This is a genomic window from Thermosynechococcus sp. OHK43 (genome assembly GCF_014466085.1).
Classification (GTDB): Bacteria; Cyanobacteriota; Cyanobacteriia; order Thermosynechococcales; family Thermosynechococcaceae; genus Thermosynechococcus.
In genome coordinates this window covers 1-12012 of record NZ_JACOMP010000201.1, presented here as the reverse complement: position 1 = coordinate 12012, position 12012 = coordinate 1, and the positions used below count along the sequence as shown (strand labels likewise).

The 12012-nt window shown below is 54.0% G+C and carries 13 protein-coding genes; 2 read left to right on the top strand and 11 right to left on the bottom strand.

From position 1 onward, the window contains the following. Both murF and serS read right to left on the bottom strand, forming a co-directional pair. On the bottom strand, positions 1–1079 hold a 1079-nt coding region (murF, locus tag H8Q75_RS08710), incomplete at its 3' end, for a UDP-N-acetylmuramoyl-tripeptide--D-alanyl-D-alanine ligase (protein ID WP_365970955.1). 17 nt (positions 1080–1096) lie between these two features. Continuing rightward, on the bottom strand, positions 1097–2389 hold the full coding sequence (gene serS, locus H8Q75_RS08705; protein WP_024124607.1) for a serine--tRNA ligase: 1293 nt from the start codon (positions 2387–2389) through the stop codon (positions 1097–1099). A 197-nt stretch (positions 2390–2586) separates the two neighbouring features. Between serS and apcD the strand changes: the two genes are divergently transcribed. Further along, a complete protein-coding gene (apcD, locus tag H8Q75_RS08700; protein ID WP_024124606.1) occupies positions 2587–3072 on the top strand; it encodes an allophycocyanin subunit alpha-B in 486 nt (161 codons plus the stop codon). 1252 nt (positions 3073–4324) lie between these two features. Here apcD and H8Q75_RS08695 read toward each other — a convergent pair. The 4 genes from H8Q75_RS08695 to H8Q75_RS08680 all read right to left on the bottom strand — a co-directional run bounded on the left by H8Q75_RS08695 (position 4325) and on the right by H8Q75_RS08680 (position 9306). Beyond that, a complete protein-coding gene (locus tag H8Q75_RS08695; RefSeq protein WP_024124604.1) occupies positions 4325–5464 on the bottom strand; it encodes an AI-2E family transporter in 1140 nt (379 codons plus the stop codon). Positions 5465–5574: 110 nt separating this feature from the next. After that, positions 5575–6669, bottom strand: a complete 1095-nt coding sequence (locus H8Q75_RS08690) for a metallophosphoesterase (RefSeq protein ID WP_297041143.1) — start codon at positions 6667–6669, stop codon at positions 5575–5577. Positions 6670–6678: 9 nt separating this feature from the next. Next, the gene (gene purH, locus H8Q75_RS08685; protein ID WP_024124602.1) at positions 6679–8235 is read right to left on the bottom strand and encodes a bifunctional phosphoribosylaminoimidazolecarboxamide formyltransferase/IMP cyclohydrolase; all 1557 of its coding nucleotides are present in this window, start codon (positions 8233–8235) and stop codon (positions 6679–6681) included. 36 nt (positions 8236–8271) lie between these two features. Then, a complete protein-coding gene (locus H8Q75_RS08680) occupies positions 8272–9306 on the bottom strand; it encodes a ribose-phosphate pyrophosphokinase (RefSeq protein ID WP_051372882.1) in 1035 nt (344 codons plus the stop codon). 74 nt (positions 9307–9380) lie between these two features. Here H8Q75_RS08680 and H8Q75_RS08675 point away from each other — a divergent pair, with 74 nt between their 5' ends. Then, positions 9381–10277, top strand: a complete 897-nt coding sequence (locus H8Q75_RS08675) for a sugar ABC transporter permease (protein WP_365970950.1) — start codon at positions 9381–9383, stop codon at positions 10275–10277. On the opposite strand, the gene H8Q75_RS08670 is transcribed toward H8Q75_RS08675, so the two are convergent. From H8Q75_RS08670 to H8Q75_RS08650, 5 genes are all read right to left on the bottom strand, one after another. Then, entirely contained in the window at positions 10274–10393 is a 120-nt protein-coding gene (locus tag H8Q75_RS08670; RefSeq protein ID WP_071823295.1) for a photosystem II reaction center protein J, read from the bottom strand. The two genes, H8Q75_RS08675 and H8Q75_RS08670, sit on opposite strands and share 4 nt — an antisense overlap. Before the next feature lie 42 nt (positions 10394–10435). After that, positions 10436–10549, bottom strand: coding sequence for a photosystem II reaction center protein L (locus H8Q75_RS08665; RefSeq protein ID WP_011057383.1), 114 nt, complete (start codon positions 10547–10549; stop codon positions 10436–10438). A 12-nt stretch (positions 10550–10561) separates the two neighbouring features. After that, the gene (gene psbF / locus H8Q75_RS08660) at positions 10562–10699 is read right to left on the bottom strand and encodes a cytochrome b559 subunit beta (protein WP_011057382.1); all 138 of its coding nucleotides are present in this window, start codon (positions 10697–10699) and stop codon (positions 10562–10564) included. A gap of 7 nt (positions 10700–10706) precedes the next feature. Then, entirely contained in the window at positions 10707–10961 is a 255-nt protein-coding gene (gene psbE, locus H8Q75_RS08655) for a cytochrome b559 subunit alpha (protein ID WP_024124599.1), read from the bottom strand. Between the two features lie 139 nt (positions 10962–11100). After that, the coding region (locus H8Q75_RS08650) for a serine/threonine-protein kinase (protein WP_297041142.1) at positions 11101–12012 on the bottom strand (912 nt) is incomplete at its 5' end.

Genomic DNA, 12012 nt, shown 5'->3' with positions numbered 1-12012 from the left:
GTTGCCCCCACCCGCTCATGGAAGGAGAGAGAAAAGGCGCCTAATTCCCGCATCGGGCCAAGAACCGCCAGATGTCGCTGACCGGGGAGCGATCGCAACAGGTGCAAAGCCGCCACCATGGATTCCAGGCCCGCATTGTAGGTTTCATCTAAAAGCAGAATATCTGGTTCGAGGCGATAGCGACCACCGCGACCACCGGGCAATTCTAGCGTCAACTGTGAAGGCAGGCGATCGCCCTCGATGTCCAAGGCTTGCAGCACCCCAAGGGCAGCCAGAAAGTTCAGGGCATGGTGTGCCCCCGCAAGGGGGACGGTGTAGGTGCGTCCACCCACATGGAGGGTTTGGGGCGGTTGGTAGATTCCCCGTAGGGTGCCCCCCTCAAGGCCATAGGTGATAGTGCGCCCTGACCAGACCTGCACCGCTGTCGGCAAAAGTAGGGGACTATCGGCATTGAGCACCGCTGTTCCCCCTGGGGGCATTTCCGCAAGAAGTTCGCATTTGGCTTGGGCAATGGCTTCCCGCGAACCAAGGCGGCCAATATGGGCAGTGCCAACGTTGGTAATCACCGCAACATCCGGTTGGGCAATCTGGCTCAACAGGGCAATTTCACCGCGAGCACGCATCCCCATTTCAATCACTGCAAACTGGTGGTGGGGTTCCAGTTGTAAAAGTGTTTTGGGCACGCCAATCTCGTTGTTGAAGTTGGCTTCGGTCTTGAGGACCGTGCCATAGTGACGGAGGACAGCAGCAATCATTTCCTTGGTGGTGGTTTTGCCCACGGAGCCAGTGACGGCAATAACTTTGGCTGGACATTGCTGCCGCCACCACTGTCCCAAGCGCTGATAGGCACTCAGGGTATTGGCCACCTGAAGTTGGGGAAGCGCAGCAGACAGCGGTGTTTCGACCATCAGGGCGATCGCTCCAGCGGCAGCTGCCTGATCGACAAATTGATGGCCATCAAAGGTTGCCCCCCGCAGGGCGACAAACAGGTTGCCAGCGGCGACTTGGCGAGAGTCGGTGCAAATTCCTGTGATGGGCAGATTTGGATGAGTCGTGTCTAACCCCAAAGCTTGGGCGATCGCCCCTAGGGTGGTCTTCACGATGTTGCCCCGCCAATGTGGCTGCACTTCAGATAAGGTTGCAGCACCTCCGGTACCCGCACCGTTCCATCGGGTTGTTGGTAGTTTTCGAGAATGGCCGCCATGGTTCGCCCAACAGCTAGGCCAGAGCCATTGAGAGTGTGGACAAACTGCGTTCCCTTTTGCTTAGCCCCTTTGAAGCGAATCTTGGCACGCCGCGCCTGAAAATCGCCAAAGTTAGAGCAACTGGAAATTTCACGGTAGCAACCCGCAGCGGGGAGCCACACCTCCAGGTCGTAGCACTTCATAGCACCAAACCCCAAATCCCCAGTACACAGTTCAATCACTCGATAGGGCAGCTTCAGGGCTTGGAGAATGGACTCGGCATCCGCCACCAGGGCTTCATGTTCAGCGGCAGAGGTTTCCGGGTGAACAAACTTGACCAACTCCACTTTGTTAAATTGGTGCAGTCGAATCAGACCGCGGGTATCTTTGCCGTAGCTGCCTGCTTCGCGGCGAAAACAGGGGGTATAGGCACAGTGGTAAATGGGGAGTTGATCGGCGGCTAAAATTTCATCACGGTAGAGATTCGTCACGGGTACTTCCGCTGTCGGAATTAGCCAGAGATCGTCATCGGCACAGCGAAAACTCTCCTCAGCAAACTTCGGTAACTGCCCTGTTCCCGTCAGCGAGGCACTATTGACCAGCAAAGGCGGCAAGACTTCCACATAGCCGCGTTCGCGGTGGCTATCGAGCATGAATTGGATCAAGGCCCGCTCAAGGGCAGCCCCCATGCCTAATAGGGTAACAAAACGACTCTGAGCTACTTTGACCGATCGCTCCACATCCCAGAGTCCCAATTGAGTCCCAATGTCCCAGTGGGGCTGGCAAGGGTAGGTGGGTTTATACTCCTCCCCCCACCGCCGCACCTCAACGTTGTCAGTTTCATCACGGCCAATGGGGGTGGTCTCACTGGGGGGGTTGGGAATCGTCAGCAGCAGGCTCTCTAGCTCCTCTTTCAACTGCCGTTCCTGGGGCTCCAGATCACTGAGTTTTTGCTTGAGATCGTTGGCCTCGGCTTTGAGGGCTTGAATTTCGGGGTCAGTGGGGGCAACGCCGGACTTGATCTTTTTGCCGACGAGGGCACCAATCTCATTACTGCGGGCTTGGAGTTGCGATCGCTGTTGTTCAAGCTGTCGCTGCTGCGCATCCAATTCTAAAATGCGGTCGAGGTCAAAGTCACCGCCGCGCCGCCGCAGGCGATCGCCAAAGGCTTGGGGATTTTCTCGCAGTTGTTTTAGATCAATCACAGGTGGACGAAAACCAGCGCAAACCGCATTGATCCTATCACCAAGGGGGAAATTGACTCTAGGGAGCTGTCTTAGTGTTGTTGACTATCGAGATGACTAAATTCCTCCTACCAACCGTTGAGATTTTGATCATTGGTGGTGTCAACAAGGGGTCGCCGTCCTCTAAAATGAGGGATGTATTAAGCGGTGTTAGCAATATGAGTGTCATTAGTCAGGTTCTTCTTAAAGCGGACGATGAATTGCGCTACCCCACCACGGGCGAACTCCAGACGATTAGTGACTTTTTCCAAACGGGTGAGCAACGCCTCCGCATTGCCACAACCCTGGCCGAAAATGAGAAACGGATTGTAGAGCAAGCCAGCAAGCAACTGTGGCAGAAGCGGCCTGACTTTATCTCACCGGGGGGCAACGCCTACGGCCAGAAACAGCGTGCCCTGTGTCTACGGGACTATAGCTGGTATATGCGCCTGATTACCTATGGCATCCTCGCCGGTGACAAAGACCCCATTGAGCGCACGGGTATTATTGGGGTACGGGAAATGTACAACTCCCTTGGTGTGCCGATGACAGGGATGGCAGAAGCCATACGTTGCCTCAAGGACGCCTCCTTGGCCCTCTTGAGCACTGAAGATGCTGAAGTGGCGGCACCCTACTTTGACTACATTATTCAGGAAATGTCCTAGGGCGACGGGCGGCAGTCAATTCTTCCTTCAAGGGGAAGAGAACCTATGACATCTCCCCTTGAAATTGTGGTTGTCAGCAATGGTCCCGGTGAACTGGCCACTTGGGTCTACCCTTTTGTAACAACGCTGCAGCAACAGGTCAAACAGGGGTGGCGGGTTTCAGTGGTGATGGTTCCCTGTCCCCATGCAAGTGGTCAGGAAGCAGAGATTGCTCGCCGCTATCCAGGGGTAACTCGGGTGCTGCCAGCCACCGAATTTTGGCACCTCCTACGCACAAAGACCACTCGCAGCAATTGGGATTGGTTTCCCCAGGGGGTTGTGGTCTTTTTGGGGGGAGATCAACTCTTTGCGGTACTATTGGCCAAGCGCTTGGGCTATCGCTGTGTGCTCTACTGCGAGTGGCAGCCACGCTGGCAAGGATGGGTGGATGGCATTGGGCTGCGGCGTCCTCTAGCCGTGGGCAACACCAAGGCCAAGGTGGCGGTGGTGGGGGACCTGATGACCGATGCGCAAGCCCTTGCCCTCGATTCTCTCCCCAATGTCCGCCAACAGTTGGGCGTTGCCCCAGATGCTCCCCTTGTGGGGTTGATGGTAGGATCCAAGCCCAATAAGCTCAAGCTGGGGGTTCCCCTTTCCTTGGCGATCGCCGACCATTTAGCGGCTGCTTATCCCCCGATTCACTGTGTGATTCCAGTGGCACCGACCCTGACGCTCAACACCCTCAGTTGCTATGCCAATCCTCGCTTTAACCCCGAACTCAAGCACGTTGAGGGCACAACTGCCACACTGATCCAGCCAAGGGAAGGCCTGCCCTATCTGGAGACGCCGAGGGGTACAAAGATCTATCTCTGGCAGCAGTTACCCAACTATCCCCTGCTGCGGCAGGTTGCTCTCTGTGTGACTACGGTTGGCGCCAATACTGCTGAACTGGCTGCCTTGAATGTGCCGATGATTGTTCTGTTGCCTGCACAACAACTGCGGGTACAGCGGGCACACCCTTGGGATGGATTGGCTGGGTTGCTGGTGGGCTTGCCGGCGATCGGGCGGCAGTGGACAGCGTTGGTGTTTTGGGCACTTGTTGCCAAGGGATTGGGCTGGTGGCGATTTTGGCAGCTGTGGCGATCGCCAGAGATAGATTGGGACTTGGTGAAACAGGGTCTCGGCTACAAGGCGTGGCCTAATATCTGGGCAGGCAGAGAAATTGTCCCAGAGCTGGTGGGTCCCATTGACCCGCAGACCGTTGCCCAACAAATTATTGATCTACTGAATCATCCTCAGAAATTGGAGCAGATGCGGCAGGACTTGCGGGAGCAGGTGGGCTCGCCGGGGGCAGGGGCAAAATTGGTGGATTTGACACTTCAGGTGGCGGGCTGGCCTGCCAGCGATCCAGAATGTCCTTGAGCACAATTTCCGTAAACCAAATCTGACCCACAATCACTAGAGGCAGTGCCAGTAGTAAGCCTAGAAAACCAAAGAAGATAGCAAAAATAATTTGGGACACCAGCGTCACAGCAGGCAGTAGAGCCACCTGTTTGGCCATGACAACGGGCACCAGCAGGTATTGTTCCAACTGTTGAATCAGAATGTAGGCAATGAGAACAGCCACCGACTGCCATGGATCATCAATAAACGCAATAATCATTGGCGGAATTACACTGAGGGCAGGGCCGATATTGGGAATAGCTTCTAGAAGTCCTGCGAGGAAGGCATTGGCTAAGACCAACCGCACTCCCAATAGAGCCAGCGCAAGGCCACTGACGACGCCAATCACCACCATATTCAAGCCTGTCCCTGCTAGCCAAGCCAAGAGTGCCTGTTCACTTTCCCTGAGGATGGTGTCAATGCGAGAACGGTAAAATGCTGGAAACAGGCGAATAAACCCTCGGCGATAGGGCTGAGGATCAATCACTAGCATCACCGTCAGCACCAGGACCAACAGCGTATTTAGTAAGACCGCCAGGGTATTGGAAAACAGAGCAAAGAAATTGTTAAGGATTTGCTGGAGAAATGGTTCCAATTGGGCGATCAGTCGATTGATCATCGGTGTGTCGTCAAGGCCACCACTGGGTAAGAGATGAGCCATGCCATCCAGCCATGCTTCCACCCGTTCTAGACCCTTGGGAATCAACACACCCAGTTGCTGCGCTTCCTGTAAAAAGGGAGGAATAATCATCCAAAAGAAGCCAAAGATGATCAGGAAAGTCAAGCTAATACTGATGGCGATCGCCCGCCCCCGTTGCAGTCCCCAGCCTTGGAGCCGCAGTTGCAGCCAGTTGAGGGCCGTTGCCAAGACTACCGCCAAAAAGACCAAGAGTAACACTTGGCGAATTTCCCAGAGGATGTAAAGACACATCCCCAGTACCAGCAAGCCAATCCACTGACCAAATGTCACTACTTTGCATCCAATTCCTGCCTCAACCCCCTATTAGAACAGGTTTTGGGACAATGCCGTCAAAGCAAAGGGAAAGCAAAGGGAATTTGCATCAGCTAAATCGCAAAGACTTAAATCACAAAGACTGTATTGTTGTCCCGGAGCTGGGGATGCTCCGTTGGTGGCCTGTGGTTAAACTGAGCAAAGTAGGCGGCCAAGGGTTCCGGCAAAGTCGGTAGCATGACTTGGGTATCTCCTTGGGCAATGTCTGGCCAGAGGGAGGATAGGGCTTGGGCGAGGGGCTTGGCCTCAGTTTCCGATAAATTAAAGGGCGGCAATGTCAGAAAGCGCACCATAAACCCCGCGCCGCGCTGCAGCATCCATTGGCGGGAGAGGTCACTCAAGGTGGGATAGGCCTTCAGGGATTCAATGCGGTAGGATTCCACGGCCACCTGCCAGCCCCCTTGGGGGTGTTCCTGCAAAATGAGACGACGATAGGGATGGGGATAGCTGACGAGGGAACCGGTCGTTAGGTCAAACAACCCCTGCTCATAGGCAATGTCTTGGACATGGAGATGTCCGGTTAAGACCAACGCCACCCCCGCCGAGCGCAACAGGTTCAATAGCTCTGCCCGATTCTCCAAGAGGTAGCGCTGCCCCATCGGGCTTTGGCTCTGCTGTGGCCAGTGCTCAAGGACATTGTGGTGAATCATGACCAGGCGTAGTCCGGCAAAGGGTTCTGCCAATAGAGCCGCTAACCATGCCAACTGCCCTTGATCGACGACTCCCAGCTGTTGTCCTGTTGGACTGAATTGGTTGGAGTTGAGGGCAATCAGTTGCAGATTTTCTGCAAGTAGGGCTTGGTAGTAATGCTTGCCAGCGTTGCCATAGCCCGCATGGGCATACCACTGGGGAAAGTCAGCCCAGCCAATGCGGCTGTTGTCCCCTAGCGGTAGAGGCACATCGTGGTTTCCGGGAATCACATAACAGGGCACCGACAGTGTTTGTAAATAGGTACTGAGCCAGTGGTGGTTTGCCACTTCGCCATCCCGTGTCAGGTCGCCAGGAATCAGCAGGGCATCAATGCCGAGATCAAGGAGATGGGTGACGGCGGCTTCAAAGGCAGGGATACTAATTTCATAAAGAAAAATAGGCGGGTAATCTGTCGGAATTGTCTCCGGCAGGGCAATGTGGGGATCACTGATAATGCCAAGCCGCACTGCCATTGCGCTTTCCTAGTGGCGGAAGTGTCGCCGGTTGGTAAAGACCATAGCAATTCCCGCTGCATTAGCTGCTTCGATAGATTCACTATCGCGCAGACTGCCCCCCGGTTGAATAATGGCAGCAATACCGGCAAGGGCAGCCGCTTCCACAGAATCGGCAAAAGGGAAGAAGCCATCACTGGCCAGCACTCCCCCCCGCGCTGCCTCACCAGCATGACTGAGGGCAATTTCCACAGCACCGACCCGATTCATTTGACCAGCCCCAATCCCTTGGGTTTGGCGATCGCGACTGACAACAATGGCATTGGACTTGACGTGCTTCACAACTTTCCAGGCAAAGATCAGTTCCGCCATCAACTCTGGGCTGGGTTCAGTGGCTGTGACCACCTGCCATGCCTCTGGATCAATGGGGAGGGGGTGAATATCTTGGACAAGAAAGCCGCCGGCAATGGTTTGAATTGCCGTGGTCGGAGCAGTATGCAACTCAGGTAAGGTGAGAACCCGCATCTTGGGCTTGGTTTTCAGGATCGGCAGTGCCGCTTCCTCACAGGCGGGAGCCACCACACACTCTAAAAAAGTACGGGTTAAGGCTTCAGCAGTGGCCACATCCAAGGGGCGGTTTAGGGCAACAATACCGCCAAAGGCAGAGACACTATCGGCTGCAAAGGCCCGTTCATAGGCTTCCACTAGGGTTTTGCCTTCAGCGACGCCACAGGGATTGGTGTGTTTAATAATGACGGCAGCGGGGGCACTGTCCCCTAGGAATTCACTGATCACTGCCCGTGCGGCTTCTAAATCTAGCAGGTTATTGTAACTGAGTTCTTTTCCCTGGAGCAGGTGGGCAGCGGCCCAACCCCTGGGGTGTGCCCCACGGATGTACCAAGAAGCCCGTTGATGGGGGTTTTCGCCATAGCGCAGGACTTGTTTTTGCCGTCCGGTGAGGTGAAAAACGGGGGGGAGAATGTCTGGTTCCGTACCGGCGGACGTTATTTCTTGAAGATACTCAGCGATCGCCTGATCGTAACTGGCTGTTAGAGCAAACGCTTGTTGGGCACAGGCTAGGCGGAAGGCAGGTTGGGCTTCCCCGTATAATCGTAATTCCTGAAGGTAAGTTTCATACTGACTGGGATCTACCAACACTGTCACATGGGCATGGTTTTTCGCGGCAGCGCGAATCAGCGTCGGCCCACCAATATCAATTTGCTCGATGGCCTCGGCAAGGGTGACGTTGGGTTGGGCAATTGTTTCGGCAAAGGGGTAGAGGTTAACAACCACTAAATCAATGGGATGAATGGCTTGGGCTTGCAGATCGGCCTCGTCTTGGGGGCGATCGCGCCGTGCCAAAATGCCGCCATGGATTTTCGGGTGCAGGGTCTTGACCCGTCCACCAAGAATTTCTGGTGCCCCTGTGTACTCAGAGACTGTTGTCACAGGAATCCCCGCCGCCTGCAAGGTCTTTGCGGTGCCACCACTACTCAGGAGCGTAAAGCCAAACTCCTGCACCAAGGCCGTAGCCAACTCCACCAGTCCCTGCTTATTACTGGTGCTGAGCAAGGCAATTCGCCCCATGCCTGCAATCCTCCTCGGCGACCAAGAACCCCTATTTTAGCGGAACATGCTGCTCACAGAGCTATCTTCATGGATCCGCCAAATGGTTTCTCCAAGAATACTAGCCACCGAGAGCACCGTGAGCTGGGGAAAGCGTTGCGTTTCCGGCACAGGGATTGTATTGGTCACAATCACCTCTTCAAAATCGCCCCCTTGGAGCCGCTCAATCGCCGGTGGCGAAAAGACGGCATGGGTGGCACAGGCATAGACTTCTTTGGCACCTTCGCGGCGTAGGAGTCGCGCCCCCTCTAAAATGGTGCCGGCTGTATCAATCATGTCATCCACGAGTACCGCTGTTTTGCCCTTAACATCACCCACCACATTCATCACCTCGGCCACATTGTGGGCTTGGCGGCGCTTATCAATAATCGCTAGGGGCGCATCATCAAGCTTATTGGCAAAGGCACGGGCCCGCGCTACTCCACCCACATCCGGTGAGACCACCACAATATCCTCTAGATTTTTGCTGCGCAGGTAGTCAAGGAGCACGGGTGAACCATAGACGTGATCCACGGGAATGTCGAAGTAGCCTTGAATTTGGGCTGAGTGCAGGTCCATAGCCAAGACACGACTGGCACCTGCTTGGGTAATCAGGTTGGCCACTAGTTTGGCGGTAATGGATTCGCGGCCTGCTGTCTTGCGATCGGCACGGGCATAGCCATAGTAGGGAATCACTGCAGTCACTTGACGAGCTGAGGCGCGGCGGCAGGCATCCACCATGATCAGCAGTTCCATCAGGTGGTCATTGACAGGTCGGCAACAGGGCTGAATCAGGTAGACATCACAACCGCGAATCGACTCTTGAATCTGCACATACAGCTCGCCATCGGCAAATCGCTTACGCACCATTGGGCCGAGATCAATACCAAGGTAGCAGGCAATTTCCTGAGCAAGGGCAATGTTGGCAGAACCCGAAAACAGCTTTAGACGACTATGGTCAGAAATGTGAGAGGGGCTAGTCGTGGGCAATGGCGCAGTGTGAATCACAGCATCTCCCCAAGCTGGCGTGCGTTTTGATTTTGATCTTATCATTTCCAATTTCGGGCGCCACTCCCCTAGGATTGAATTTATAGCCAGACGAAATTTTGAGGTCATCATCTTTGCTAATGGCGCGATCGCAATTCCTACGATTGGGGAATGTTTTTTTGTCATCAACCGGGGTAGCTTGGTTATTCCTTCTACCTGCACTTTTGTTTCTGACAATTTTTGTTTTTTTGCCAATTTTGTACCTTGTCTATCTCAGTTTTACGACGGGTGGTTTTAGTCAAGAGGGGGCGCGTTGGGTTGGCCTGCACAATTATCAACAGTTACTCCTCAGTCCAGACTTTTGGCAGGTGATTGGCAATACTCTCTATTTCACAGTGGCAACGGTGCTACCGACGATGGTGCTGCCCTTATTCTTGGCGGTGGGTCTCAACCAAGGGATCAAGGGACGGGATTGGCTCCGTACGGCCTACTTTTTACCCACTATGACCTCAATTGTGGCCGCAGGCCTAGGGTTTCGGTGGCTGTTTCAAACCGACGGCCCCGTGAATCAACTGGTACAAACCTTCGGGGGGCAACCGATTGCTTGGCTCAGTGATCCGACCTGGGCAATGCCAGTGCTGATTTTGCTCAGTAGCTGGAAGCAGTTGGGATTTAATTTGGTTGTCTTTTTGGCGGGGCTGCAAACGATTCCCCGCGATCGCTATGAAGCCGCACTTCTCGATGGTGCCAATGCTTGGCAACAATTTCGCCACATTACGCTGCCGGGGCTGCGACCCACTTTAGTTCTAGTGTTTGTAACAACAACGATTTTCACGTTACGCAGTTTTGAGCAGGTCTATGTGGTAACGGGTGGCGGCCCCCTGGATACAACAAACCTGCTGGTATTTTATATTTACCAACAGGCGTTTGCATTATTTGACTTTGGCTATGCGGCTGCTGCAGCAACGCTGCTTTTGGGGGTTACCCTTGGACTCCTGTGGCTACAATTGCGCACGCGTCAAGACCCCAATCTCTAGAGAGAGGAGCCCAGACCAGCGTAAGCACCGTAGAAGAACAGCCCCACAATCACAATCACTCCCATGCCGGCCACTGTAGCCACAATCCAGAGGGGAATGCGTCCGCCTTCAGACATCATCAATTCCTCCTAAGCAGATTCAGTTATAGATGCAGAAATTTAGTTAAAGAAGTAGCTTGAAAAGAGCAACGCAAGAACCAAGATCAGCAGCAACCCTAGGTACAGGGAGGTGCGATTCAGTTCGACCGGCTGACGATTGGGATTCGGTTCCATGGGTGCACCCTCCTAACGTTGGATAAACTGCATTGCCGCGATCGCCCCGAGGAAGAAAATCGTGGGCACAGCGAGAGTGTGAACGGCCACCCAGCGGACCGTAAAAATTGGGTAAGAAACGGGTTCTTGATTGGGTGTGTTACTGGTCATGGCAATCCTACTTCAACTCTTCTAAGAAGGTTTCGACTTGTTGTTTGGCTTCAAAGCGATCGGTCACCAGAGGAATCGACCGCTGTTCCTGAGCATAGTAGCTATCGGGGCGTGGTGTGCCAAACACATCATAGGCCAAACCGGTGCTGACAAAGAGCCAGCCAGCAATGAACAACGCCGGAATGGTGATGCTATGAATCACCCAATAACGGACACTGGTAATAATGTCGGAAAATGGTCGTTCTCCTGTCGTTCCAGCCACGTTGCGATGCCTCCAAAGTGTCTAATGTTAAAAAAGGAAACGCTACTTTCTATCATACAGCCTTTTTTCACAAGGATTGAGCTTTGGCCATCGGAAGCCCACACCTGTTCCCTCAGGCAAGAACATACCATCTTTGAGGCTATAAACCAGCTTTGGCGAGGTCAGTGAGCACTTCCACAGCACTCTGGTAGCGATCGCGAAAGTTATACTTGATCATTTTATTGATAATGGCAACAAACTGCGGCGAAAGATGCCGTCCCGGCTGCCAGACAATATCACCACTGTGGGGATCAGAGGGTAAATCCATCGGAGCGAGGCCCGTCAGACCTTCAACAATTACCATGCCCAAAGAGTAAATATCACTGGCAATCACGGGGCGTCCTGCCATTTGCTCGCTAGGCGCATAACCACGGGTACCAATCGAGATCGTGTATTTGCCATGCTGGAGCAGATCCTCTGGCTGGACATGGCGGACTGCGCCAAAGTCAATCAAAAACAGCTGTTGATCACTGCGGCGGCGTATGATGTTGGCGGGCTTAATATCCCGATGCACGACGCCAAACTGATGCACGTACTGCAAAATTTCCAGAATACTCTTGAGAATCACAACCGCTTCCCCTTGGGAGAGAGTAACTTTCTTTTCAAACTCCTCTTTGAGGGATTCGCCATCCACATACTCTTGGGTGAGATAGAAATATCCCCCCTCCTCAAAGTAGGCCAGTAATCGAGGGATGCGCTGGTGCTCACCCAATTGGGCTAAGGTTTCTGCTTCCCGCTGAAAGAGGCGACGGGCAATGGCCAAAAAGCGTTCATCCTTACGGGAGGGCACCAACTGCTTGACGACGCAAATCGGATGATCCGGCAGGTGTAAATCCGCAGCCAAGAACGTGCGGCCAAATCCACCTTGCCCCAGTTGACTCAGGACTCGGTAGCGTCCGCCAACCGTTTGTGGCAGCGGTTCACTGGGTTCTGTGGCGATGTCAGAAATGGCGGTGGTTTTGGGCTCGGTGCCAGTCGGTGTTTGCGTTTCTTGCGTTTCTGTGGTTGGGGG

Bases quoted from the DNA above. Each gene is read 5' to 3' on its own strand.
- apcD (WP_024124606.1), top strand. From the start codon at position 2,587: ATGAGTGTCATTAGTCAGGTTCTTCTTAAAGCGGACGATGAATTGCGC.
- H8Q75_RS08690 (WP_297041143.1), bottom strand. From the start codon at position 6,669: ATGGCAGTGCGGCTTGGCATTATCAGTGATCCCCACATTGCCCTGCCG.
- purH (WP_024124602.1), bottom strand. From the start codon at position 8,235: ATGGGGCGAATTGCCTTGCTCAGCACCAGTAATAAGCAGGGACTGGTG.
- H8Q75_RS08680 (WP_051372882.1), bottom strand. From the start codon at position 9,306: ATGATAAGATCAAAATCAAAACGCACGCCAGCTTGGGGAGATGCTGTG.
- H8Q75_RS08675 (WP_365970950.1), top strand. From the start codon at position 9,381: ATGGCGCGATCGCAATTCCTACGATTGGGGAATGTTTTTTTGTCATCA.
- H8Q75_RS08670 (WP_071823295.1), bottom strand. From the start codon at position 10,393: ATGTCTGAAGGCGGACGCATTCCCCTCTGGATTGTGGCTACAGTGGCC.
- H8Q75_RS08665 (WP_011057383.1), bottom strand. From the start codon at position 10,549: ATGGAACCGAATCCCAATCGTCAGCCGGTCGAACTGAATCGCACCTCC.
- psbF (WP_011057382.1), bottom strand. From the start codon at position 10,699: ATGACCAGTAACACACCCAATCAAGAACCCGTTTCTTACCCAATTTTT.